Below are 24,435 nucleotides of genomic sequence, written 5' to 3'. Positions count from 1 at the left end.
CGGGCGAGGGCAGGGGGGCCAGGGCGTGCCCCGACACAGGAGGAGTGGACGAGGTACAACTTAAGGTTCAAGATATCTTTCGCGAATTCTTCTACCAAAAGTTGCAAAACTGGTGTAAACATGCGCCCCTGCACAGCAGACCCATGGGGGCTTTGATGAGAGCATTGACTGCAAGCGCGCAATACAACGACTGGGACGGAACGGTCGCTGCCGATAATGTGGAGAAGGGCCTCATCCATTTCCTCGAGACGAAAGGTCTGCTCAATCGCAAAAGCGAATTCGTCATCGGCGTGGAGCTTTCCGTTCCCGAGACCTCCGCGCGCAAGGGGAACGCGGTCTCGATGAAGGCCTTGGTCGTGTGCACCGCCAGCTATGACGACGCAGCAAGACGCATCGAGGACCGCTCCAATCAGCTGCCCCTCAAGAATGTCGAGCTGGACGTATCCCTCGACGAATTCCTCAAGCTCTTCCGACGTTTCAACCTCGTGCTCACCCGGCGGGGATTGAGGCTAAACGGGCGTGAGATCGAGAGCAGGGAGTGAATCGAGGCGCGGGGACGCGACGATAACGGGCCAGGTTCTTGGGGCCCATTGCCCTTCCGTCATGCCCGCGCCTGTTGCGGGCATCCACGTCTTCTCGCGCCGAGGGGCCGGGGCAGGCCATGGAGCTGGCCTGCCCGCTTGCCGATCATGCGATCACGAGGAAGTCTCCCGCGGTGAACTCGTTGGTCAACCTGCCAAGGAAGACCACCTGACCACTGTCGCCCAGGTCGAGCACGGCGCCGGTGCTCCCTGCACTGAGGTTTTCCAGCGGATCGAAGTCAGCCCCGAAGCCATTCAGCACGACCGTATCCTCGCCTGTCACGAAGTCGGTGATCTGATCGCTGTCCGGCGTCGTGGGATCGCCCGGCAAGGCGCGGAAGACGAATTGGTCGGCTCCGCCGAGGCCGGAGAGAATGTCACTCCCGGCCCCACCCTCGATCGTATCGGCGGCATTGCCGCCGCTGATGACATCGTTGCCGTTCTCGCCGAAGAGGGCATCCGATGCGTGGGTCGCCAAGGACGGGTTGGCGACGGCGCGGAGAAAGTCGTTACCATTGCCGCCGGCGATCGTGTCGGCGGCCGCGTCCCCGCCGCGGAGAAAGTCGTTGCCGTCATCCCCGTAGACGACGTCTCCCGTCGGATCGTTCCAGATGACCTGGTCGTCACCCTCACCGGCCAAGACGATGTCTTTCCCGGCCATTCCGCCGATGGTGTCGTTGCCGTCACCCGCAACCACGAAATCGTTGCCGGCTCCCGTGTTGATGTCATCGTTGCCCTCGTTGCCGAGGAGAACGTCGTCGCCGTCGCCACCCTGGATGGTATCGTCACCCTCCAGGCCGGTAACGATGTCATTGCCGCCGAGCCCGGGCAGGAGATCGTCCTCTGCCGTGCCGGTGACCACGTTGTTATTGTCGTCGGAAATGGCGACCAGCTGGCCGCGGATCTCGCCTTCGGGGAACTCGACCGTGTGGACGTTGAAGTAGATCGGAATTTCCGCTCCCACGGGCGCCGTACCGAGGATCGTGGCGAAATTCGTGATCGGCACATTGGCCGGGTCCGTCGTTTCCCAGGTTCCGCTCACGGTCCATGACCCGTCGGCATTCAGGTCGATGGCCAAGTCGTCCGCGTCGTGAGCCGGATTGATCTGCCCGAACACGATGGGACCGATCTCGCCCCTCACCTCGTTATGAAAATGCATGCTGGTGACGTCGTCGTCGTTGACGGTCGGCGTCTGAGCCGGCTGGCCCAGGATCGGGCCGTAATCAACACCCTCAATGTTGAACGTGTAGCTTGCGGCTACCGCAGTGCTATCGAAAATAACAGTCCCAAAGCCGCTTGCAGTCGAGTTGTTCGGGGGGACTTCCTGGGTACCTTCGAGAATGACGCGAAACGCCGTGGACATGGGGTTCCTCCTCGGCTTTGTCAGCACCAATGACGGCCCATAGCGGCGTGCTATGGGTGCAGGCGGCCATGCGTATCCGGCCGCCAGCGGATATGACGGAATCCCGGTGGCAAACAGACGGCGACCTGATGGCGACCAAGGGGCAATTCGGCAGGCCCGTGAATTTAACCCGGTCATCCAAGAGACGGTATGAAGCATGGATCGAAGCGATCGCGCTCGGCGTCACCTAGGCTGCGATGCCCGGCCTGACCCGGATCCTCGCGCTCACCTCGCGCCGCCCCTGGCGCGCTCACCTGATCGATGGCGTCTACCAAGACGAGCACGGACGTTGGATAATCTACCGGCATGACCGCAGGCTAGAGCCGATCGACCGAACCAACCCGCCGGAATTGATCGGGCGAGGGCAGGTGATCGGCGGTGTGTTCAGAGGGCCAGAGGAGTGAAGACAACCCAACTTCCTCGACGTCATCACCGGCCTTGTGCCGGTGATCCCGATTTGAAGAGCGTTGCGCCTTTCGGGTCGAGATGGCCGGGACAAGCCCGGCCATGACGGGGAGGTTCAAGCCAATGGATAGAGCTAAGTGAGAGAACCTTTGTAAAACTCTTTGAGAGATGCGCACGACGATCACGTGATCTGAAACGGTGCTTCTGACTCTTCAAACAGAATCCCGTCCACGTCGTAACCCTTCTTCAATAGAAGGTCGCCTGCGCTAATCCGTGAAATCTGCTTATAGCGACATGGACCAACCTTCACATGGGTTATCGGAAGAAGGCCCGGTTCTCTCTCGCTAGGAAATCGGAGTGGAAGATGGCGGGACATAAGTGTTCTGCGCTGGAGGAACTGGAGATTGTTCACGTCTTCGGCTTGAAGCGTGCGAACAAACCGCCATTCCTTTTCCCCACTAAATTTCGGATGCTTTAGCATCACAGCGAACGGAGAGACCACGACTTCCCACGTAGTTAGAAAGCAAGTTAGCCACTTCTCGCGATCCACTCCTGGGCGCCGCCTCAACCCTTCGCAATAAAAGCGAACCGTGGCTTCCGCAATTCGCGCAATCAAGGAGTTCTGATGGCTCAAATCGTAAAGCACCTGTACTAAGAAGCCCTGCCCCTCGGCGCTGGCCTTAAATAGGGGGGCCGGGTCGAGCCCAATCGCGAAACCTCCTTCTCCGCCGCCGTATGCTCTCCATTGGCTTAGGTCATCATCCTCGGCACTCATGCATGCCACAAAATACCCTGTAGAGTGGGTGTCTGCAGTGCCAAGTCTCTCGTCAAGCAACTCGCAAAGACGTATCGCCTCGTTATCCGAGAGACGCGTGCGAAGATCACGTATAGCGCTCCGCAACAGGTTGATGGCATAGCCAAACTCTGTGTGGTCGTTCAAACAAGCAATCTGCGTCGACCATAGTGCGCCGCTCTCAATAATTCGGATGAAAGTGTCACCTGAAGTGTAATGCCAGAGTGTTCGTGGCAAGACGTCGCTTGTGCGCGGCTGAATACTTCTTATGAGATCGAGGCCGAAGGAATTGTATGCTTTTAGTTCATCGGCTGTGATATTTTCGGAGGGATTAACGTCGTTCATGGGATAATCAGGTCAAGGTTCGTTTGTATTGATAACGTTATGAAGGCGGTCAGGTTTGATAAACTGCCGATGCCTTGGAGTAATGTTGCGTCGCTATCTCAACGTGTTCGTTGCTGGAAAGGAAATGGCCGCCCTGTAGGGCGGCCATAAATCTTTTGTAGGCATTGAGTGTTGCTGAAAACTTCGAGAACTACACTCAACGTCTTCTGTAGCGACAGCCATAGAGTTGCCTTTCTAGCTTAAAATAGCATTGATTTTATTGGTCTTTTTTGAGGGGAGTCCCCGGGATTTCCATTTTGCAAGCCAAAGTTCTTCCTCTGGAAATTGCGCTTGCACCCCAAGCTTTGATAACCCCGCACAAAGAAAAACCCGCCATAAGAGGCGGGTTTTTCGATATAGCCTTCAGTTGCTTTCACGGCACGGGCAACTCGATTCTTCGGTAGAATGTTGCACCAAACTTCTCTCGTCTGAGTGCCGGCACGACCCCGGCAGCATCGAGTTGTTTACGTAACACGATGTGATGAACTCCACGCTCCCGGGCAAGATGCGTGAGCCCGATGTACTCGCGCTCAAAGGCGTCCAGAGCCTCGAACGGCACTACCGTCTGTGGGCAGCGATTGACAGGGTTTACAACCGTCAATGTCGGTAATGGTCCGTCGCCAGCTCGGATTAGTGCCTCGACGACCTTGGTGTTTGTCCCGATCCGACGTTCTATTTCGCGGAGGGTCATTCCTTGGGCCTTGATGTTGAGCCGTACTAAGGCTCGCACTTCCTCAACGTCAACGAGGAGGGCAAGGTAGCCTTGTTGATTCAAATCGCGTCCCAGACGCTTTAGTCGGCCCTCTAGCACCAATGCGACAATCTCCATCGCCGAACAACACGCCTTCTTTGCAGCACCGGGAAGATCAGAAAACCCAGCCTCGCGATAGGACATCGGGGTGGCGGACCGCAGGAGACGCTCAAGGAAATCGTCGAGATCTTCCTTGGCAAAGGCGTGTTTGCCAGATGCCATGGATACCGAGGCATCGACCACGGGGCGGAGGAACTCGCGCTCGTAGAGGAGGCGGGCATGCACTCGCGGGCAATTCAGGTAACCTGCCACGTCCTTGAGGGGAACCGAAGTATCGAGCCGACGCACGAGCCGCTCGGCTTCCTCAGCGTTGAAGACGATCCGGTTGTCGACAACATCAGTCGCATCTTCAGGCACGAGCCCGGCCTCTATGAGGATTTTCCGCAAACGCGCCGGATGCTGCCCGGTAGCCCTTGAAAGCGTATAGATCGAGTGAACGCTCCGCTTCTCCACGATCATACCAAGAACACTGGTACCTGGGCCAACGGGCGTGGTCTCGACTATGTGTTGCCTCAGGACGTCACGTAAGGGACTAGCTTCAGAGCGTTTCCCCCCGTAACCCCACCCCTGGTAAAGACGTCCATAAATAGCTTGGGGACCAGCTTGGCCAGCTTGGCTCTGGCACGTTTCCTGAAGGGAAGAGAAGAATCGTCGGAGAGCCTCCTCGCCCTGGCTCGCGATGGCGTAACCTGCGGCACCCGCCGCCGCCCGCTCATCCTCACTGAAGAGCTTGAGATTAGGAGTCGGACCCTGGAGTGAAACGGCTCCCACTAACTCACAGATCGTCACTACGCCGTAGAGGGAGCAGGTGTCGAGCCATCCCGCTCCTCGTCCATTTCGAATCCGATCGAGAATATAGGTCTCAAGCACCGATGGCTCTCGACGCGGCGCAATGGCGAGAAGCGTGTCGATACGCGGCCATTCCGTCCGTATCGCGTGAGCAAAATCATACAACTCCGATGGCCGCGTCGTAGTCGTATTGAACATCTCTACGAGCCCGAGATTGTGCTTGGCGCAAGTCCGGATAGGACGCAGCAACCAAGCCATCCGCCCATATGCATGGAGTTCCGGGCGACGCATGATCTGCGGTCCAGCCGCACAGGCGAAGTCGTCTTGCAGGCAGGCGGGGCATACATGAAGGCGCGAGCGGCGCAGAAACTCTCTCGGAACGCGCTCTTCACGGATCATGTAATCGCCGCCACCGATCCGGCGTGCGGCGTGTGTCGCGAGCGATGCTGATGAAATCCCAGCGAGGGTAGCCAAGTCATCCAGCGCCCAATCATATCCATCAGCAACGAACCGGGAGGTGAGGCCTAAATCAAGGAGGAAGTTGGCCATGCCGCCAGCAGTATTCAGGGCGGCGAGGCGCGATGCGAATGAAGAGGGGGACTCGTCTTCACCCAAAGCAAGGGTGAGGCGCAAAGTATTCATCTGAGTCATTGAGATTTCTTCTTGTTATTCGAGCGGCTTGCACTCGCTTCCGGCTTTCCTTCGCCTCCATTATGAGAGGCGTTGACGCGGATCGACGCCCAATTCCGCGCTAGGAATACGTTGTCCTTGATTTCACAGCCCTCGCGCCGAGCATAAGCAGCAGCGAAGTGAGATACAGAAAGCTGGGTGTCGCCGGGGGGCAATGCTTGCTCATCAGACAATGTCTGTTCATCGAACAATGCCTGCTCGATTGCGTCGATTGCGATCTCAATCGCAACGCCAAACTGCGACTGGGCAGCATGAATGAGGCGAGCGATAAGATCTCCTTCCTCAGACGGAGGGACAATCCCGGCCAGCTTAGCATAGTCAGAAACAATCTTACTCATACGTTTCGCGTCAGCTGCTGCCGAAATCGGCCCGAGGTGGATCTTACGGAAACGCCGGAACGTCTGGCCGTCCGTTCTTGTGAGATCCAAGAGCTCCTCGACCCCCGAGAGGATTAGGACGATCGGATTCGGCTGCTGCAGGAGGCTGGTCCAATTGGCACAGATCTGCTTGATTGCGTCCGTGCTACGGTTCAGCCCAACATTCTGTGCCTCGTCGAGGTGCAGAACGGTGATCCCGAGCGCAATGAGCCGGTGGTGAACATCGTTCCAAATGGCCCACTCGGGCCTGTTCGTCCGGGTGTTCCATCCCGTAGCCTTCAAGATCTCAAGGCCAAGCGATTTCAAGGTCGCGGGACTAGGGACCTTGACACTCAGGATACGGCACTCTGCACCTTTAACACCAAAGCCGGGGAAGGCTGGATGCTCGGACAGCAGCCGCTTCAGCAACGTAGATTTGCCTGCTCCGGTGGCCCCTGTGACGATAATGCCGCGAGTCTCTTGGTCTATGCCAAAGAGCATAGGTTCAGGGATCACTGCGCCTGACTCATTCCTGCGGAACAGGGGGTCAAATGCCTTACGTAAAGTTTCGTCGGAATCAGTGCGGACATAGCGACCACGGAGATGTTCCATGACAGCAGCGGGATCGCGCTGCATGACTTCGACAGGGGGAGGTGAATTGGTCATTAGATCTTACTCCAGCGTCCAGTTGCCAGATTTCTTCGGCCGAACTGCTTCAGGGGAATTGTCGGAGTTCGGAATTGAGTTTGTAATCGACTGAGGCGTGATCTCGATTGTGTTCGCGAAAAGCCCGGTAGCAGGCTGAGCGCTGACGTGGCTCGTGGCGTCTCCGCCGAGCTTCGCCACATGAAACCCGATGAAGAGGGAGTTCTCCTCGCGCTCAAGGCGCTCGGCAGACCAGTCCGGCACGGAGAGGTCGGCCCGCTTCTCGGCCGCGGCATTCATGTCGCGAATTGCCTGGATCGCCTTGCGGACGATCGGTTCGGCGATCTCAGCTTCGAGCTTGTTGTTCGCACGCAATGCCTTGATAGCAGGAAGCCACTCGTCGGCCTTGACACCGTGGAATGTCTCGTGAACGGCTCCGACATTGTGCCAGCCGCCGTCGAACTCGACCGAGATGACGCCAATATCATTGGGGTGCCAACGAACCTGCACCTCGCGTTTGCGCTGATGGATAGCCCAGCGGTGCAGGGCTTCAGAGTGGTACTGAACGCCTAGGACAGTGATCCCTCCGTTGGTGACGGTTGACTTCAGTCGCGTCCCGAAAACAAGCCTACGCTTCGTAGCATCGGGTGGAGGGGTAGTGCCCCATTCAGCCTCCGCCTTGCGCCAAGCGTTGAAAGGCGTCGCTCCATTCAGCCCCTCATGGGACCGATTGTGATGTATATCAACGACCCACCGGATGATGGCGAAGGCGAGATCGTCATCAAAGAGACCCGCGCGGTCTTCCGAAGGATAGCCATCGCGTTGAATGACGTTAGAGAAGGTACGCCCAGTAAGCCGAGGCACCAAGTCTGTTCCGACGGTGCGGAAAGTTCGCTCTACGCGTGACCTGAGACTGGGTTGACCCGCAGGCGGGCGCTCAACCCGGCCACCGAGATCCGTCACTCTTTGCCGGAACTCATAGGATTTTCCAACGCCGCCATCCGTCACAACAGTCATCGGTGTTCCACTGTGACCCCAGGGTGTGAGTGCTCCAACCGCATCAGCCCATTGGCCTTTATCTTCGGTGATCATTTCGAGGGTAGCGATTGAAACTGCTGCCGAAGGGGTCGGCGAGAGGCGCATTGCGAGGATCACTTCTGTGCAACAATCAACCGCAACCGTCAGCCACCGTCGGACTTTTTCGATCTTTTTCCTCTCCTCCGGCGACATGATCTCATAAACGCCGGTTTCAATCGCGAGCGTGACTAGGTCGACTTGCCACTCATCCATCTCGACACGCTGAAGCGGACGGGTGACTTCTAGCCCCTTTCCCACCGGTCGAAACTTTTTGAGAGCCTTCTCGAGGCCATAGCGGGCGCAACAGACTTGGAATGGATCAAGGGCGTTGATCTCTGCGTAGACCTTGTTTCTAGACGGAATTGCGAGTGGGGGCAGTCCCTGTGCTTTGCGTTCCTCATTTCTAGCGTTAAAGGCATTCTTGACGTTTTTCAGGATCTGCGACTTTTCGGGCCCACCACGCTTCATGTAACCACGCACCTCGCGCGCAAGAAGGGCGGCTTCTTCATCTTCTAATCGCTCCCTGCGATTGCCTGACCTCGGAAGGTCATCGCAAAGCGCGAGCAGACCGCCTGCCTCGTAGTCGCGCATCCAATCCAGGATACTTTTGCCGGACGGCGGGTCCCGCATTTGAAGAGAATTGAAGGTATGAGATCTTTTATTGCTTCCGCGACGCTCCTTGAGCAACTGGACGACTGTACCGGTTAGTAGAAGCTTGTGCTCGTCGATCGATGACCCAGTCTTCTTAACAATCTTCCTTTCATAGAGAAGATTGAATGCGTCGACCCAAAGCTCACGCCAGAATGCACGCTTCTGAACCGACTCAGGCCGGGTCGAGAAGAGTGCCGTATCGTCACGCAGGCGCTGTTCAGCTGCTTGAGGGCTGAAGTATCGGTGCTCAACATGGAAATGCGGCGTGTCGATCAATCGCGCGATATCTTCATGCGTGTGTGACTCGGCGATGAGCGGTTCCACAAGGCGCATAAGGACATGGCCTGCTTCGTTTGAGCCGAGCGGCCTGTACTGGACGTCATGAATAGTGATCCGGTCGTCCGGATCAAAATGATAACGGGGTGCCGGGCGCAGTTTCATTAGTGCATCTCCACAGGCTTGACCAACGTGCGCGGGGTGATGCGCTCGTGGTGGGTGAGGAGAAGACGGCGGCTTTTGATGAGACGGATGAGGGCGTGCAGACCCCGAGGGCCGAGTCCTATAAAGGCGCTGAGTTCATCCAGGCGGGCAGCGCCCACTAACTTCGCTGTCACGGAAAGGGCTGCCTGGTCGGCCTCTTTGTCGGGTTCGCGGTAGTCGTGAAACAGTTCCGCATTATGGACGGCAATCGGGTCAAGCTCCTGCTCCGTTACAAGACAAATCTGGTGAGCATAGCCGTCTGGCAACTGTCTCCCAATCAGGCGCAGTGTCGACTCGAAGTCGATCTTTTGAACACGCTCATACGGTTTGACGGCGATGGCTCTCTTGGAGCCGTCGATCATGGTGGCCAAGAAGTCGAAGGTGTGCGAGCGCTCCTTTCCCGCAGGGTCAACATAGGAGACTGCAGGAGGCTGATCCCATACATCGACGACATCGGGGTCCGTGATGAGCAGGAGCAGGGTCTTCAACTCAAGCCCGCTCTCATACACCATTACACGTCCAACGCCCGTTCCGGCGACCAATTCGCCAACGAGGGATCCTCTTGAACTTGCCGGAATCGTGCGGGTGGCACGGCTGGGTTCCGGCAGGTGCCGGCATTCAGTATCAAATTCGATCATGTCTGACTTCTAAGCATGCGAGGTCGTTCACCCGCACGGCAGTGGGTGTTGCGATCTCTGATTGGGGAGGGAATCTTCAGACCGATCCGTGTCCGGGGATGCCAATTGCAGGCCGCAAGGATCCGTGGAACACTGTGGTGGATTCGCGAGCAATGCCCGCGCATCACCCTTCCAGGTTGTTAAGCAAACCAGAAGGATTGGGGTTTTCTCCGAAGGTTTTTGGCTGCGAACCTGTTGGCCTTCGGAGGGGATCAGTCTAAAGCAAGCGCGCGGTCTGCCAGGATCGCGCGTTTTGTTTTGTGCGTCCTATGGGCCTTGGGGAAGGGCGCTTCCCATACGCATACTAGTTCTCCTTGGTGTGCCACCGCCGGGGCAATGGCTGTCTCGCGTTGGATTCGAAAAGCTGAGTCTTTTGAGTCACTTAGTCGGGTTAATGTGACATCGATTCGCTAATTTTCCCTGTGCTGGGCTCGGATAATTTCCTTAGGATCGGACTTGATTCGTTCCACATTTTGAGTCCTTGCTCGCGTAACAAAAGTGCAGATGGGAGGGGCGATCATGCACAACCCCTTGGGTTTCATGGAAATTGCGGAAGCAGCCACGAATGCTTTCGCAGATGGCTCGATTCGCGACCCGTTAAGGAAGCCTTTCCTCCGAGTGCCAATCGGACGCACATTCAAGTGACTTCTCCACAGTTCAACATCGAGGCGACGGACGAACCTCTTGGTAATTAAGAGATCTTTTAGAGCGAGACCCCGCTTTCCACAGAAATTGAAGTTAACTGGGCCGGCTGAATTTGCGGCGCGGCATACCGCAGTGCTGTCGGGCGGAACTGCTTTACGAGGCCGTCTCGGGGCACCATCGCATTGCTTGGCACAATCACGATCACCGGTCTGAGAAGGCGTTGGCTACCAGTCACTGCAGTTGTTTCAACGGCGGCCCGGGCGAAGACGATTCACGCTACTGCCGATGCCGTTCTATTCAGGAGGGGACCTGGCAAATAGAGCCTGCACGTGGGCGTAGCAGGTCGTGGGTGGTGACTGATCGAGCATTGTAGGTTGAATGAGCGGCACTGGCTGGTGCTGCGCCGCTCAAGGCAAGTCAGTAACCCCAACGGAGAAGATAGCTGTATGCCACTACCGAAGTGCCTTCTGGCCGTGTTCCTGGCTTCGAAGCGCTCCGACAAACATGCGATCACGTGCCGTCGGGTAGAGGATGAGGTTGTAGCCTGCTTCTTCCCCTGTCTGCCGGATTGAACCTGAAACGCTAGGTCACTTGGACTCTGCGATAGCGGTGGAGTGCATGCAGATCGGATGCTTAGCTTCCAATGGCTACAACCGCTCGTTCCAGACCAAGAAAGTTCTAGGCTTCGAGAGTTCAGGGGCCGGCGCCGGTGTGGTCTCGTGAGGGCATTTCACAGCGGCTGACGATCGTTTCTGGCGTGAGATGCCTGCTCGCATCAATCGAGAGGAGGCCATCGCAGACCAGGGCAAGGATGCAGTTGATCGGATCTTCGGCAGATGATCGGACTTCCTCCTGTAAGGTCAGGATCGGCAGTCCGGCCGGCTGATTGGTGAGCCGTTGGAGGATGCGGATGCGATCGCCAGGGGCGACCTGAATGGCCCGGGTGGACCAGATTGTCCGCGCCGTCGTCACCCGAGGGTCCGTGCGGATCTCCTGACGTGTAAGGGCCACAAACGGCAAGCCGCTCACGACGCTGGGCTTCACCTCGATGGCCTGATCCGCAAGTCCAACCAGCACGGGGGCGGATCCATGGAAGGCGATCAGCGCACCAGAGATTTCGCTGGGCAGGCCCGAAACCGGATCTGAGATACGTCGAAGAGCTGTGATCGTGGGATCAAGGGTCAACTGGATCAGCGCATCACGATGCCATCTGTGCTGATAGTGAATTGGGTCGCTGCCGGTCTTGAACGATGAGAAGCCGGGGCGGTTTTCGGCTAAGGTCGAACCCGACATATTGCACGCCATCCGTCGCATGGGCGGATCCTCTAATTGCGCTGCAGTCTTCGGACCTATCGACCACATTATTGGAGTTGGCCTGGTTTCGTCTGAATAGGCAGATTGCAGCAATATTCCCCATTTGTCTTACCAGAGACCGCCTTCATCGATCTGAATAAAACACAGCAATATAGCGCCCGATCGTCAAGCAGATGATTACGATGCCACTATATCATGGTTAATCGTCGTAGAATGACTCACAAGGTATCACATGAGCGCGGCAGGTATGTTTTGTGACCAATCAGCTATTCTATGTGGTGTAGTGGGATGTTGGTATAAGACTAGATTTAATCCTTGGAATAGGCAATTTCGACGACTTTTAATCCAGGAAGAGTGCAGGATTAGCCGGTGCATCCTGCAGATTAATTCATGCTGGTTGCTGCCTTGCCGGTGACGACACAGCGTGTGAATGCGGATCATTTCGCTGGATGTACGGCCGGTAGCGCCAACCGTTTAGGAGGTCCGCAGGGCAGTTGATCTGCGGCCTATGCGCGTAGGGGACAAACCACACGCGGGCCCACGGAGGAGGGCTAGGGTGAGATGAGACCACGGCGGCGCTGATCGACACATCGCAAACCTCGGCTTCAGGTGGACTGAACTGTGGCTGTGGGTAAATCGGCACCCGCGTTACGGATAGCTTGTTTAAGTTCCTGTTTTGTTCTAGTAACTAGCTCATCGTGCATGACGGGCATGATCTCTCGAAACCGGCGCCTTTGATTGTCTTGGCTTTAGCCAGCAACCCGCGTCGTGACCTTCCGAATCTCAAGCACATTGCAGGCGCAACGGCGCCAAGGAGATCACTATGTCCCGTCGTACGAAGACGCAGCAATTATCGTCACCATCCGACACCATCAGATCGCCCCAGAGAAGAGACGCTCCGGATCTGCTCGCCCGGGCCTTCATTGATATTCTGGCCCGAGACGAGGGGGCTAAAATCAAGCCTATGCTTCGATCTGTTGGGGACCCGGACGACCCAATCGAGAGACTTCTCGACGATCTGTCGGACATAGCGAGTTCGCAGGCTGAAACCTCGCTGCGACCCGACCTCGCTGCGGTTGCGGTTTTAACAGCTCGCGCCATCGAGGCTGAACCCGGCCTCGTGCGGCGGCTGCGTCGGGAGGCTCCGGTCGTTGTTCTCGCCACCCACACGCCGGATATCGTCGCCACGACCAAAGCGATCCTGAAGGCCTGCGCCTTACCGGCTGACATGAGGGTTTACGGGACTGACCTGAGGAATCGAAATGGAGACAATGCGGCATTTCTGCTGGCCCGCGACGGCACGGACAAAGACGATAGGCCCGACAAACACAATGATCTGGTTGCGCTCGCGTTGCACATGCGGCTACCGATCCTCGGGGTGGCGCCTGACCCGCGGCGTCACCTGCCTCGTGACCTGATGCGTGCGGCCGAATACCAACTCGCGATGCCCCAGCTCGACGAGAGCGCATTGCGCCTTGTTGTCGAGGCGGTCACAGGCGAGACTCCAACCCGGCACATCGATCCCGATGTCCTCCGCATCCTCGACATTTCCGACCTTCCCCTGGCTCTCCGGTCTGACCGATCCGCCGACGCCTGCATCGCTCTCCTTGAGGCCGCGGTGGCGAAGAAGGCCGACTATCTTGGTGAGGGGCCATCGCTGGAGGAGCTCGATGGCTACGGTGAGGCCAAAACCTGGGGGCTGGAGCTGGCGGCCGACCTTGCCGATCTGAAGGCAGGGCGGATCGACTGGTCGCTTGTCGACCATAAGGGGCTGCTCCTCTCTGGGCCACCAGGGGTAGGGAAGACCCAATATGCCCGGGCTCTTGCCAAGACCGCACGGGTACCGCTGGTCGCAACCAGCGTTGCTGACTGGAATGCGGCCAGCTATTTGTCCGGAACACTCCAGGCAATCCGGAATGCGTTTGGTCAGGCAAGGCGTCTGGCACCGTGCATCCTGTTCATCGACGAGCTCGACGGCATATCCGATCGCGCCCGCTTGCAAGGCGACTACGTCGAATACTGGACGCAGATCGTGAACCTGCTCCTCGAACTTTTGGCCGGGATCGACGAGCGGCCCGGGGTCGTCGTGCTTGGGGCGACGAACTTCCCTGACAAGATTGACGCTGCCATCAAGCGGGCGGGGCGCCTTGATCGGGAAATTGCCATTGGCAAACCCGACACGCCGACGTTGGCCAAAATCTTCCGCCATCACATCGGGACTGACTTGCCCGCGTATACCGATCTGATGCCATTGGCGCTGGCAGCCCGGGGAGCGACCGGCGCGGACGTTGAGGCATTCGTTCGCCGAGCCAAGGGGACGGCCCGACGCGCCAAGCGCCTGCTCTCGATTGATGATGTGCTTGCCGAAATCAGGGCCAAGCGGCAGCCGATGAAAAAGGAGGTTAGGCGCCGTGTTGCGGTACATGAAGCGGGCCATGCAGTCATCAGCCGGGAACTCGGAGTTGGATCCCTGATCAGGGTTTCGCTTCATGATGGCGGCGGCATTACCGAACTTGAGGGCGATCTTGACGGTTCCGCCACTCTGCAGAAGCTCGAGGACGCTATGACGTTGCTATTGGCGGGACGGGTTGCCGAGCGGCTGATCATCGGCGACGTCAGCATTGGGGCAGGAGCCATCCCAGACTCCGATCTGGCACGGGCGACCGCCATCGCCCGAGCGATCGAACTGCATTATGGCCTCGGCACGATTGGAAGCGTGTACATTGAGCAGACCGCAGCCGACAACTTCGCGGCAATTCCGGGCGTGATAGCGTCTGTGAAAGAGCGGCTTGATGAAGCCGCCGAACGGGCCACCGTGATCCTGACCGAGCGCCTTGGCGCTCTGAACAGGGTGGCTGACGCCCTTGAGCGGTTGGGCTTCTTGTCTGGAGAGGAGGTTGCTTCCCTGATGGAGGCGGAAGCTGGCCGAACAGATTCCGCCAAGAAGGACATCCGCAACGTGAAGAATGGGGGGCGTCATGTTTAGGATCGAGGATGAGCTGACCGAGTACAATGATCTCAACCAGAGGAGGAGAATCAAAGATTTGGTCGATGCCATTGATCAGCTATCAGAGGCCCTTCAGGTGGGGCCAGATCAGTTGATCAGTACCCTAACCGGACTTGTTCGCAGGCGAGATTCGTTTGAGCGGCTGAAGACACGTTTCGATATCCGATACCTTTGATCGGACAAATACATGTACAGGCTCGCGCGGATCGCGGGCCTGTATGCTAGCTTCCCAAGCTGAATGTCGTGGGTTCGATTCCCATCGCCCGCTCCAAAATTTTCTGATGAGATTCAAGAATTTAGTAGCGATTGGCTCTGGGGCGCAGCCTTCAAGGAACTGCGTGATACAACGCTGATACAACAACCCTGCCTCGACTGCTTCGAATCACCGCGTCAATCTGTCCCTGCGCACCCAACTTCACAGAGGAGCCAAGAGTCCCTCGCGGACCTGGCCACGTGATTATCAGAGCGGGCACGCCGCTCACCACGCAAAAGCTCACTGCGTGAGTGGATTCGTTGCTTGGTTTGATCGCGTTCGGCGGGTGTCTGTCAAAATATACTTAATGTCCGACATTGGGTAGGACCGACACGCCACTATGTTGAATTCATCGCGTCTCGAAAAGCTGAGGACAGTCGGCCCAACAGACCAATTTGGGCTTCCAACTTTGAAGCAGCCATTTAGCCTCCCAATACCGCTTGGGGGGCGGGAGCAATGATACTTAAGCGCGTTAACGTGAAGAATTTCCGCTCAATCCGAGAGACTACTATCGAAATAAACAAGCAAACGGCTATTCTTGGTGCCAACGGTGCAGGTAAATCAACGCTACTCCGAGCGATAGATCGATTTTACGGCCAGTCGACGACTGTAGAGCTGGACGATTTTTTCGGTCGTAAGACAGATGGGCCGATAGAAATCGCACTTACATTTTCAGATTTTAGTAGGGAAGAGCGAGAAATATTTGCTTCCCATATACACTGCGATGAGATGTCCGTAGTCCGGATTTTCGAAGCTGCCGCGGGGCGAAATAACGGCCGCTACTATGGAATGACACTGCAGCATGCTGGATTTGCAGAAATTCGGGCTGCGAACGGTGCTCAGGCCCGTAACGAAGCATATCGAAAAACTCGTGAGAGCGACGCGATATATGAAACATTACCAGCAGTTAGGAGAGCCGATGATATCCCTGGCGCACTTCAGATCTGGGAAACGCAAAACCCGCACCTCCTCACGTTGCAGCGAGATGATGGCCAATTCTTCGGATTCACGAACGTAGCAAAAGGTTCACTGCAAAAGTCAACAAACTTTGTCTTTATCCCAGCCGTTCGGGACGCATCAGCGGACGCAGTTGACGGGAAAGGTGCAGTCATCGCCCGACTGATGGAGTTAGTGGTCCGAAGTGCGGTCCTACAGCGAGAGGATGTCAAGACTTGGCAGAGGACAGTTAGTGAACAGTACCGAGAGTTAACTGATCCCTCGAAGCTTCAGGAACTCGGGCTATTATCCGGTGAGCTTACGAAAACTCTGCAGGTGTTTTACGCCGAGGCGGGTGTAACACTGCGCTGGCAGGCTCCGAACGAGCTTGAAGTGCCTTTGCCAAACGCTGATGTGTTCCTCGACGATGACGGGTTCGAGGGACCAGTTGACAAAAAAGGGCACGGGCTCCAGCGCGCGTTCGTCCTCACACTCCTTCAGCACCTCACAAAAGCAGTAGCTGCAGAGCAAGCAAGGCTTAATGGCTCGGAGCAACAAGGCAACGAAGAAGATTGTGAGATCAAGAGCGATGTCCCACTTCCATCTCATGTCATGCCTGGACTCATCCTCGCAGTTGAGGAGCCCGAACTCTACCAGCATCCAACCAAGCAGCGTCATTTTGCGAAGGTCTTGTCAAGTCTATGCGATGGCAGCCTCCCAGGTGTTGCAACGCAAACCCAGGTAATCTTTGCCTCACACTCCGCCCTATTCGTTTCGATTGATCGGTTCGATGAAATCCGGTTAGCGCGCCGTCACCGGGTAGATGGCCACGACCACAAAGAATGCCATCTTACATCATCCACGCTTGAGTCAGTTGCCAGACGTTTGGAGAAAGCCTGGCAACGTCCAGAAGGGAGCTTCTCGCCAGATACCCTGCGAGTCCGACTTCACACAATAAACACGGAGGTTGCTGAAGGATTCTTTGCAGACGGTGTGGTACTTGTTGAAGGCGTAAGTGATCGTGCTGCGATCTTTGCCGCGGCATCACTAAAAGGTATTGATCTTGAGGCGCTTGGCATTGCCGTTTTGCCAGTTGATGGGAAGACCAAATTAGATAAGCCTTCGGCAATATTTTCCGAACTCGAGATTCCGACATTCGTTATCTGGGATTGCGACCGGAACGGGCAAAATGTCAAACAGGCAGATATCAACCGAGCGCTTATGAGACTCGTAGGCCGGCCGGAAGCACTGATTTCCGATGCTCTTAGTGCGGTAGAAGCGAGTTATGCATGCTTTGAGCAGCACCTCGAAGCTACCCTTCGAGAGGAAATAGGGTCTGATCTGTTCGATGGCGAGTTGGAGGCTGCCCGGGCTAAATTCGGAATGGAGGCACGTTCTGACGTCCAAAAGACACCCCGCGCTATGAAGGAGGTTCTTGAAGCCTGTGCAAAGCAAGGGCGCCAAAGTGGGACGCTTGCCTCGATAGTTGAGGCAATTGCCGCTATTCGAGACTAGTGCCTGATATAGATCGAGCTGCACATAAATACTGAGCCTAGACTCGTGAGTGAGAAATGAACGTCGGCCAACCTGAAAATACCGCGGGCAGCCAAGTTGCCCGGACACCACAGGCTCAAGAGGTTGATTTTGCGCTGCACACACTTGGGTGGAAAGCCTTCCAGGATTTATGTGCAGAAATTGCGCGCGAAGTTCTCGGGCGAGTGGTGACAATTTTCCGTCCAGCCCAGGATGGGGGCCGAGATGCTGCATTTCTCGGTCAATGGCCTGGAACGGGGACGCTCAATAACCCTTCTGTTTCAACCATCCAGTGTAAGTTCACTTCCAAGGCAGATCGACGACTGCGGGTGTCAGATTTAAAAGGGGAAGAGGAAAGCATTCGCGACCTCGTGCGAGATGGCCTCGCAGAAGGTTACGTGCTTATGACCAACATGACCGTTGACGGGCCCGTTGAAGCGGAGGCTTCGCAATGGTTAAAGTCACTTGGCGTTCGGGTGCCAACGGTCCTTGGCCGAGATGCGATTACGCTCTATCTGCGCTCGAGCCCGAAGCTCAGGGCACTTGTACCACGCGTGTATGGTCTCGGGGATCTCGGATGGATAACCGATGCCCGCCGGATTGATCAGGCTCGTGCAGTCCTGCAGCGTCTCGGTGATGATGGGCTGGCGACCTATGTTCCGACAGCTGCTCATCGAAAGGCGGTCGAAGCGCTTCATCAACACGGGATTGTTATGCTGATTGGAGAACCAGCATCGGGAAAATCAACAATCGCAGCGATCCTCGCGGCAAATGCTCTGGATAACGAAGCGGCGGATGTCGTCCGAGTGGATAGGCCTAGTGAATTTTCAGACCGCTGGAACCCCCATGAAACTAAACGCTTTTTCTGGATCGATGATGCTTTCGGTGCTAACCAAATCCGTCGCGACTATGTCGATGAGTGGGTAAGGAGAATTCCAGAGCTGAAGACTGCTCTGTCAAAAGGCAATCGGTTTGTCTTTACTACTCGTGATTACATCTGGAATGAGGCAAGGAAAGAACTTAGATTCTCCTCAATTCCCTCTTTAGAAGAGGGTGAGGAAAGCCAAATAACTATCAACTTGGCTGATCTGACTCAGGAGGAAAAAGAGCAGATCCTTTACAACCATATTAAGGTAGGCGATCAGACGGGATTATGGCGCAAGAGGATTGCACCTTTTTTATCTGATGTAGCCCAGCACCATATGTTTCTACCTGAAATCGCCCGACGGCTCGGATATCGAGCGTTCACGCGAGAGATCAGCCTCGAGAAAAGTGGGTTGATGCGGTTCATTTCAGAGCCGAAGGCTTTCTTAGCTCGGACCATTGAGGAACTTCCATCTGAGGCACGAGCAGCACTAGCTTTGATGTTCCTTCATGGCGGACGCGTGCCATCCCCGCTTTCCAGCGACGATCCTGCTTTATCTCTGGTTGAAGAGCAGACAAATATCAAATTGCCACAAATCAGAACGGCTCTTCAGAACTTGAAGGGTAGCATGGTCCTGAATGTTCAAGATCAAGACCAGCTTGTTTGGATTTACAAGCATCCTACAATCTTTGATGCATATGCGGATGTGGTTGCTCGTAATCCCGAGTCAGTAGAGATTTTTCTTCGTGGAGCGAAAGCGGAAGATATTTTCACGCAAGTCGCATGTGGATCTGTAGGAGTTTACGGATTCCCCGTGCGGGTGCCGCCACAGTACTATGAATTGCTCTTAGAGCGGGTACGCAGGTGCCCTAGCGATCGTGACGCAAACGGCAGGCTTTTCAATTTTCTGGCTGAACGTGCCGATAATGCGTTTCTCAATTTGGTCTTGGACAACGTGCCTGAGGTCCTGAGCCGGGAAACGTGGTCGTACACCCAGGTTAGATGGAGCCCATTACTCCGGTTGATCCGTAGGTTAAAGGAGATAGGGAGGCTCCCAGAGGATGCCCGCCGAGTTGGTGTATCCATGTTGCGGGATGCTCTCTTAGATGATTGCGACGCCACATTTCTGGATGATGAGCTCAACCTTTCGCTCTTTGAGCCGCTTGAGCTTGTCCGATTGGGTTTTCAGATTAGAGAAAACCTGCTTCCCAAGTTAGAAGGTGTCGTTGAAGAAGCTGCAGACAACGTCAGTTATCATGAGGATGCTGCTGAGGCTCTTAGTCTATTGAGAGATTCTCTCAAAGCACTTGATCGCTGCTTCTTATTTGAGGAAGGGAGAGAAGCAATAGATGAGGCGCAGAGCAGAATCGAGAGCTTCATTGAGGATCGTAAGAATAATCCATGGGCACCGGAAGACGATGACTATACGGTCGCGCCATCGCCCTCATCTGCAAGAGGCGCCCGCTCCATATTCGATGATTTACACGAATGAGTTTATCGAAGGTTACTCTACGAAAGTTTGCATCGTCTCACGAATGCATGTCATCGATCATTTTGAGCAGTAAGCCGCTACTAACATGCTGCCAGTGATGTGGGTCTAAACTGACCGGAATCTCAATTAGGCGCATAGAGAAACCACTGCAACTCGTGATAGATCACCCGACGTGAGCTCCGGGTTAAATGTCAGCGGAGCAATGGCAATGTCCGATAAGTAGGGATTACCGGACATCGCTCACCACATTCTGAACTTCAAAAAGCGAACCAAAATAGACTTTCAGGGCAGACGATACGCTGCGGAAGACAAGGTCCAGCCGGAAAGCCCCGGTGGCTCCCCGTTGTTCATGGGGGTGGCTCCCCGTCGTTCATGGGTTCGCAGGTAAGCCTCGCGTGCGGCAGCCACATCCATAACGGCAAGCGGTGAACATCCCCCTGGCCTGATCATTAACGGGTGCCAGGACAAGGGAGACGATCATGTCCGACATAGTGTCTGCCGCAGCTATCGTTACCAGCCAAGATGACAGGATCCGACAACGGGCCTATGAGATCTGGGAAAGTGAGGGCCGCGCCGGCAATCCCGAGGACCATTGGTTCAGAGCCGAACGTGAACTGGCTGATCAGGGCCAGGAGCGCTCCGAGGCGACGGTGGAGGATGCTCCGCCCGTTACCGTGGTAGAAGCGAATTCCGCCGCCACCGGCGAGATCCCCGATGAACGGATGGCCAAGTAACCTGGAGAGTGGTTGAAGGGGGCAGCTACCGTTGCCGTCGTGGAGGGAACATCGGGACCGTGCCTCGGTTGGCAGTGCGAGGATCCGCCCGTCCGGTGGACCTCGACAGACAACGGGAGCACCATGACCAACACTGTGCCGAAGGTCGTGATCGTTGGAGCAGGGTTCGGCGGGCTGACGGTCGCCCAGTCCCTGGCGCGGCTCCCGGTCGAGGTGACCGTGATCGACCGTCATAACTTCCACTATTTCCAGCCCTTGCTCTACCAGGTCGCGACAGCCGCCCTGTCGCCGGCCGACATCGCCTGGCCGATCCGCGGCATCCTCAAGCGGCAGACGAATACAACCGTCCTGATGGCGAACGTGACCGCCATCGATACGGAGCAACGGCTTGTTCATGCCGGGCCCGTGACCGTGCCTTACGACTACCTGGTTCTTGCCACGGGTGCCACGCACTCCTACTTCGGCCACCCGGAGTGGGCGTCCGTTGCTCCAGGCTTGAAGCAGATTCAGGACGCGACTGCCATCCGCCGCAGGATCCTGACAGCCTTCGAGCAAGCTGAACTGATCGAAGATGTCGAGGAACGGCGGGGGCTGCTCACGTTTGTGGTGGTTGGCGGCGGTCCCACGGGCGTCGAGATGGCCGGGGCCATCGCCGAGGTGGCGCATCATGCTTTGCCCGCCGAGTTCCGGCGCATCGACCCGCACGCCACCCGCGTGATCCTGATCGAAGCCGGTCCGCGCCTGCTACCCACCTTTCCCGAAGATCTTTCGGCCTATGCGCGGGAGGCCTTGGAGCGGATGGGGGTGGAGGTCATGACCCAGGCCCGGGTGACGCACTGCGACGAACGTGGGGTCGATCTGGAGGAATCGCGGATTGAGGCCGGTACAATCGTGTGGGCTGCGGGTGTCGTCGCCTCGCCGGCGGCCGAGTGGATCGGGGCGGAGAGAGATCGGGCCGGGCGGGTGAAGGTCAGCCCGGATCTCACGGTTCCTGGCCGACCTGAGATATTTGTGGTCGGCGACACCGCGGCGGCGGCCGACGAGACCGGACGGATGGTGCCCGGCATTGCTCCGGCGGCGAAGCAGATGGGCCGTTACGTAGCGGATGTCATTGCGGCAAGGATCACAGGAAGACCCAACCTCGGGCCGTTCCGGTACCGTCATCAAGGCGACCTCGCCACGATCGGCCGCAAGGCTGCGGTGGTGAGGCTCGATCACATGCACCTGACGGGCTTCTTGGGCTGGTTGTTCTGGGGCTTTGCACACGTCTACTTCCTAATTGGCCTGCGCAACCGCGCCGTCGTCGCCCTCAACTGGTTCTGGAACTATCTGACGTATCAGCGAGGTGCCCGCCTCATTGTCGATGGCCCCAACGCACAGGAGGCGGCGCAGACGGAGAAGACCAAACCGCTCGCATCTTCGGTCGAGGTCAGGCGGAGCTCAGATCGCAACCAACCCAGTAGGGCGGGCCCGGATTGGCACTAGGGGCACATGGACGACGGCTGACCGTGGTGGCGGCAGGGAAGGCATGCAGGCTCTGTGGATCTGTTGCAAACTCGCTTTTTACTCGTCATTGGCAACAAAGTTTCGAAGGTCAGCGACTGAGAAATCAACTACTTAAGGAGCATGCAACAGCGCCAAAACGGCACCTGAGGTGGTGGCTACATGTAATTCGGCCTGGAACCGAGACCCCATCTCTTGCTCGGTCTAAACTTCTGAGCTGCTTTAGGTTTTTGCTCAGATCGGGAGGGTCGCGACCGGCGCCGACTGTGACCCTTCTGTTGTTGGCGCTTGTTTCGCATCCTCTACAGGTTGCGCTCGTTCTGACAGGGGTCAATGTTTCCAAGCCGATTTACAGTCCAAGCCAACTGTTGTGATCTCTCCCATAATCTCCGCTCCCTCTCGTCCACCTTAAACGGGCTCATCTTGGCACCGTTGGGAGCGGGAGCCATCCACCCCATCGTTTGAGTGCTGATCTTGTTCCGGCCCCTGGACTGGAGACGACCTTCTGGGCAGACCGGGTGCTTCCTCAGGGACAGCCCGTAGGAACGTCATCCCGGCGCTTGTCATTCAGTTCTATGCCGGCGGGGCCCTCACAGATCAGGGCGTTTTACTGCCCGCGATTATTTGAACAGGGAAGGTTCATCATGAGTGCGAACGGACTCGATGTCTTCGACAAGACCCTTCAGATCACCCATCTCTGGCTGAACGAGATCACTGAGTTCGTGGGGCCCGACAAGCAGGTTGCCTGGCATGTGCTGGGTGGGGTGCTGCGAGCCGTGCGCGATCGTATTCCGCTGGAGCTCGCCGTCCATCTCGGAGCAGAACTGCCGATTTTAGTGCGCGGAATCTACTACGATCAATGGCGGCCCGAGGTGCAACCCGAGCGCTATCGCTCCGAAGACGAGTTCCTCACGCGTGTTGCCGAGAACATTGGGCCCGTTCGGCCCGTCAATCCTCGCGATGCCGCACAAGCCGTATTCAGTGTGCTGTCTCATCATGTTCCGGAAGGTCAGCTTGGAAAAGTGCGGGATGCTCTTCCCGAGGATGTCCGAGCGCTTTGGACCCATGATCGCAGTCTGGGAGAACAGAATTACGATCCGACACTGCTACAGCCTGCCACGGCGCAGCCCGAGCAGGCCGCGAAGCTGCGGACATGACGGCTCAATACAGGAGCTCCTAGTAGGTATTCCCGTGAAAGCAGAGTGGCTCAACCGAGATGCGGCGGATCACGACCTATGGCCGAGCGGGCGAGAATGCGGGCCCCGGAGAGAACACCTGGTCGGAGAGGAAACTCCCAATCATCCGGCTGAGAGACACTGTGGTCAGGGTTCCGCAGGCCTGGAGCCGTCGCAGAGTGATCACTAGGACTCTGCGATTGGTCGGGAGACACGGAAGGAGACTCGCTCAACAAGGTGCTCGTCCTGGCGTAAAGGGGCGTCGCAGCGGCATCTTCTCATGACCTTGCATCCTGCCGCGCCGCCGGCTTGCCGCCGCCAATCCATGGGCGGCAGGATCGGAGCGGCAGACGGTGGCAAAGGGGCGAACGAAGTCTGGTTTTGAAGCTGTGCTCACACGTGTGGAGACCAGGTTGGAATTCCGTGTCCACTTTCTCCTGCCGAAGAACTGCGGTACGTCGTCGGTAGTCGTTGAAGCTGGCACGCGCGAGGAGGCCGAGTTCGTCGCCGCTGTCCAGTATGATTTCCCGTCCGGCACCAGCGTTCTCGGCGCCAACCCGTACAACATCTACGGGCTCGCCCCCACTGAGCCAAGGCTTGGTCTCTATTGGGAGGTTCGGAAACGGATCGAGCAAGGCTACTATGACGATTGGCCCCTGGCGCCTGAGGAGCGCTCCCGCCGCAGGCGTCAGCTCTTCAAGGAAGTCGCCGCGATTTTCGGAACCAGGAAAGGGCACGAGCACCTGTTCGACACGGCGGAGCGGCTGGCGCGCCAGTTCCGGCTCGCCGGCAAGACAACCATTTCCGGCGACATGGCCGCGATCGTGAACCAGCATCCTTTGATCAACCTGTTGGACTGGTATCAGCAGCTAAAGCTTGTTGCCGACAACGTGGCGAAGGCGCCGACCCGCGGGGACCCAATGGAGATGGTGAGGCCGGTGGACAACCGCGTCGGCTCCCGCGTTCTTCGGGAAACCAGATAGCATTCTGGGGCGAAGACCAGAGGGGATTGTCGGCCGAAGCGTCCCAGTGCTCGTGAAAGGCGCTCAAGATCACCTGAAACGGCTGCTCACCATCCTCTGAATCTGTGCTCACGATACGGTGGAATTAGTGATCGGAAGGGTCAAGGACCGCGCCCACGGCATGTCCTGGAACGAGATTGTGTTTCGGCGTACCCCAAATTGACCCCTGCGGCTGTCAGGCACGCAAGCTGCCTGTCCTGGGTCAGGATGGGTGG

16 protein-coding genes are annotated in these 24,435 nt (G+C 57.0%); 9 read left to right on the top strand and 7 right to left on the bottom strand.

Annotated features, from left to right (window positions below):
- Positions 1 to 155: 155 nt before the first annotated feature.
- Positions 156 to 542, top strand: a complete 387-nt coding sequence (locus AA309_RS11160) for a hypothetical protein (protein WP_150117498.1) — start codon at positions 156 to 158, stop codon at positions 540 to 542.
- A gap of 145 nt (positions 543 to 687) precedes the next feature.
- Here the strand turns inward: AA309_RS11160 and AA309_RS31885 are convergent, their stop codons facing one another.
- Entirely contained in the window at positions 688 to 1,944 is a 1,257-nt protein-coding gene (locus tag AA309_RS31885) for a CHRD domain-containing protein (RefSeq protein ID WP_052954636.1), read from the bottom strand.
- A gap of 236 nt (positions 1,945 to 2,180) precedes the next feature.
- Here AA309_RS31885 and AA309_RS11145 point away from each other — a divergent pair, with 236 nt between their 5' ends.
- Positions 2,181 to 2,387, top strand: a complete 207-nt coding sequence (locus AA309_RS11145; RefSeq protein ID WP_047189079.1) for a hypothetical protein — start codon at positions 2,181 to 2,183, stop codon at positions 2,385 to 2,387.
- Between the two features lie 182 nt (positions 2,388 to 2,569).
- On the opposite strand, the gene AA309_RS11140 is transcribed toward AA309_RS11145, so the two are convergent.
- The 6 genes from AA309_RS11140 to AA309_RS11115 form a co-directional block, all read right to left on the bottom strand.
- Entirely contained in the window at positions 2,570 to 3,526 is a 957-nt protein-coding gene (locus tag AA309_RS11140) for a DUF2971 domain-containing protein (RefSeq protein ID WP_047189078.1), read from the bottom strand.
- Positions 3,527 to 3,938: 412 nt separating this feature from the next.
- Complete coding sequence (locus AA309_RS11135) at positions 3,939 to 5,816, bottom strand: TniQ family protein (protein ID WP_052954635.1); 1,878 nt, start codon at positions 5,814 to 5,816, stop codon at positions 3,939 to 3,941.
- On the bottom strand, positions 5,813 to 6,877 hold the full coding sequence (locus AA309_RS11130) for a TniB family NTP-binding protein (protein WP_084731095.1): 1,065 nt from the start codon (positions 6,875 to 6,877) through the stop codon (positions 5,813 to 5,815). The genes AA309_RS11135 and AA309_RS11130 overlap by 4 nt, the downstream gene beginning before the upstream one ends.
- Positions 6,878 to 6,883: 6 nt before the next feature.
- Positions 6,884 to 9,025 carry a Mu transposase C-terminal domain-containing protein gene (locus AA309_RS11125; RefSeq protein WP_052954634.1) on the bottom strand — a complete coding sequence of 714 codons (2,142 nt, stop codon included), beginning with the start codon at positions 9,023 to 9,025 and terminating at the stop codon, positions 6,884 to 6,886.
- Positions 9,025 to 9,702, bottom strand: coding sequence for a TnsA endonuclease N-terminal domain-containing protein (locus AA309_RS11120; RefSeq protein ID WP_052954633.1), 678 nt, complete (start codon positions 9,700 to 9,702; stop codon positions 9,025 to 9,027). Before AA309_RS11120 ends, AA309_RS11125 begins: the two co-directional genes overlap by 1 nt.
- A 1,377-nt stretch (positions 9,703 to 11,079) precedes the next feature.
- Positions 11,080 to 11,700 carry a hypothetical protein gene (locus AA309_RS11115; protein WP_150117497.1) on the bottom strand — a complete coding sequence of 207 codons (621 nt, stop codon included), beginning with the start codon at positions 11,698 to 11,700 and terminating at the stop codon, positions 11,080 to 11,082.
- A gap of 823 nt (positions 11,701 to 12,523) precedes the next feature.
- On the opposite strand from AA309_RS11115, the gene AA309_RS11110 reads away from it, so the two are divergent.
- The 7 genes from AA309_RS11110 to AA309_RS11070 all read left to right on the top strand — a co-directional run bounded on the left by AA309_RS11110 (position 12,524) and on the right by AA309_RS11070 (position 24,181).
- Positions 12,524 to 14,686, top strand: coding sequence for an AAA family ATPase (locus AA309_RS11110; protein WP_084731093.1), 2,163 nt, complete (start codon positions 12,524 to 12,526; stop codon positions 14,684 to 14,686).
- A 730-nt stretch (positions 14,687 to 15,416) separates the two neighbouring features.
- Positions 15,417 to 17,411: an ATP-dependent nuclease gene (locus AA309_RS11095; RefSeq protein WP_047189074.1), complete on the top strand. Its 1,995-nt coding sequence runs from the start codon at positions 15,417 to 15,419 to the stop codon at positions 17,409 to 17,411.
- Between the two features lie 56 nt (positions 17,412 to 17,467).
- The gene (locus AA309_RS11090) at positions 17,468 to 19,786 is read left to right on the top strand and encodes an nSTAND3 domain-containing NTPase (RefSeq protein ID WP_052954632.1); all 2,319 of its coding nucleotides are present in this window, start codon (positions 17,468 to 17,470) and stop codon (positions 19,784 to 19,786) included.
- A gap of 479 nt (positions 19,787 to 20,265) precedes the next feature.
- The gene (locus tag AA309_RS11085) at positions 20,266 to 20,520 is read left to right on the top strand and encodes a DUF2934 domain-containing protein (protein ID WP_047189073.1); all 255 of its coding nucleotides are present in this window, start codon (positions 20,266 to 20,268) and stop codon (positions 20,518 to 20,520) included.
- Positions 20,521 to 20,643: 123 nt separating this feature from the next.
- Complete coding sequence (locus AA309_RS11080; RefSeq protein WP_047189072.1) at positions 20,644 to 22,005, top strand: NAD(P)/FAD-dependent oxidoreductase; 1,362 nt, start codon at positions 20,644 to 20,646, stop codon at positions 22,003 to 22,005.
- Between the two features lie 662 nt (positions 22,006 to 22,667).
- Positions 22,668 to 23,180, top strand: coding sequence for a DUF2267 domain-containing protein (locus AA309_RS11075; RefSeq protein WP_084731091.1), 513 nt, complete (start codon positions 22,668 to 22,670; stop codon positions 23,178 to 23,180).
- A gap of 431 nt (positions 23,181 to 23,611) precedes the next feature.
- Positions 23,612 to 24,181, top strand: a complete 570-nt coding sequence (locus AA309_RS11070; protein WP_047189071.1) for a hypothetical protein — start codon at positions 23,612 to 23,614, stop codon at positions 24,179 to 24,181.
- The last annotated feature ends 254 nt before the right edge of the window (positions 24,182 to 24,435 follow it).

The organism is Microvirga vignae (assembly GCF_001017175.1).
Classification (GTDB): domain Bacteria; phylum Pseudomonadota; class Alphaproteobacteria; order Rhizobiales; family Beijerinckiaceae; genus Microvirga; species Microvirga vignae.
This window is presented reverse-complemented; position numbering and strand designations above follow the sequence as displayed.

Coding starts and splice junctions, on each gene's coding strand:
- AA309_RS11160 (WP_150117498.1), top strand. CDS start 156: ATGAGAGCATTGACTGCAAGCGCGCAATACAACGACTGGGACGGAACG.
- AA309_RS31885 (WP_052954636.1), bottom strand. CDS start 1,944: ATGTCCACGGCGTTTCGCGTCATTCTCGAAGGTACCCAGGAAGTCCCC.
- AA309_RS11145 (WP_047189079.1), top strand. CDS start 2,181: ATGCCCGGCCTGACCCGGATCCTCGCGCTCACCTCGCGCCGCCCCTGG.
- AA309_RS11140 (WP_047189078.1), bottom strand. CDS start 3,526: ATGAACGACGTTAATCCCTCCGAAAATATCACAGCCGATGAACTAAAA.
- AA309_RS11135 (WP_052954635.1), bottom strand. CDS start 5,816: ATGACTCAGATGAATACTTTGCGCCTCACCCTTGCTTTGGGTGAAGAC.
- AA309_RS11130 (WP_084731095.1), bottom strand. CDS start 6,877: ATGACCAATTCACCTCCCCCTGTCGAAGTCATGCAGCGCGATCCCGCT.
- AA309_RS11125 (WP_052954634.1), bottom strand. CDS start 9,025: ATGAAACTGCGCCCGGCACCCCGTTATCATTTTGATCCGGACGACCGG.
- AA309_RS11120 (WP_052954633.1), bottom strand. CDS start 9,702: ATGATCGAATTTGATACTGAATGCCGGCACCTGCCGGAACCCAGCCGT.
- AA309_RS11115 (WP_150117497.1), bottom strand. CDS start 11,700: ATGCGACGGATGGCGTGCAATATGTCGGGTTCGACCTTAGCCGAAAAC.
- AA309_RS11110 (WP_084731093.1), top strand. CDS start 12,524: ATGTCCCGTCGTACGAAGACGCAGCAATTATCGTCACCATCCGACACC.
- AA309_RS11095 (WP_047189074.1), top strand. CDS start 15,417: ATGATACTTAAGCGCGTTAACGTGAAGAATTTCCGCTCAATCCGAGAG.
- AA309_RS11090 (WP_052954632.1), top strand. CDS start 17,468: ATGAACGTCGGCCAACCTGAAAATACCGCGGGCAGCCAAGTTGCCCGG.
- AA309_RS11085 (WP_047189073.1), top strand. CDS start 20,266: ATGTCCGACATAGTGTCTGCCGCAGCTATCGTTACCAGCCAAGATGAC.
- AA309_RS11080 (WP_047189072.1), top strand. CDS start 20,644: ATGACCAACACTGTGCCGAAGGTCGTGATCGTTGGAGCAGGGTTCGGC.
- AA309_RS11075 (WP_084731091.1), top strand. CDS start 22,668: ATGAGTGCGAACGGACTCGATGTCTTCGACAAGACCCTTCAGATCACC.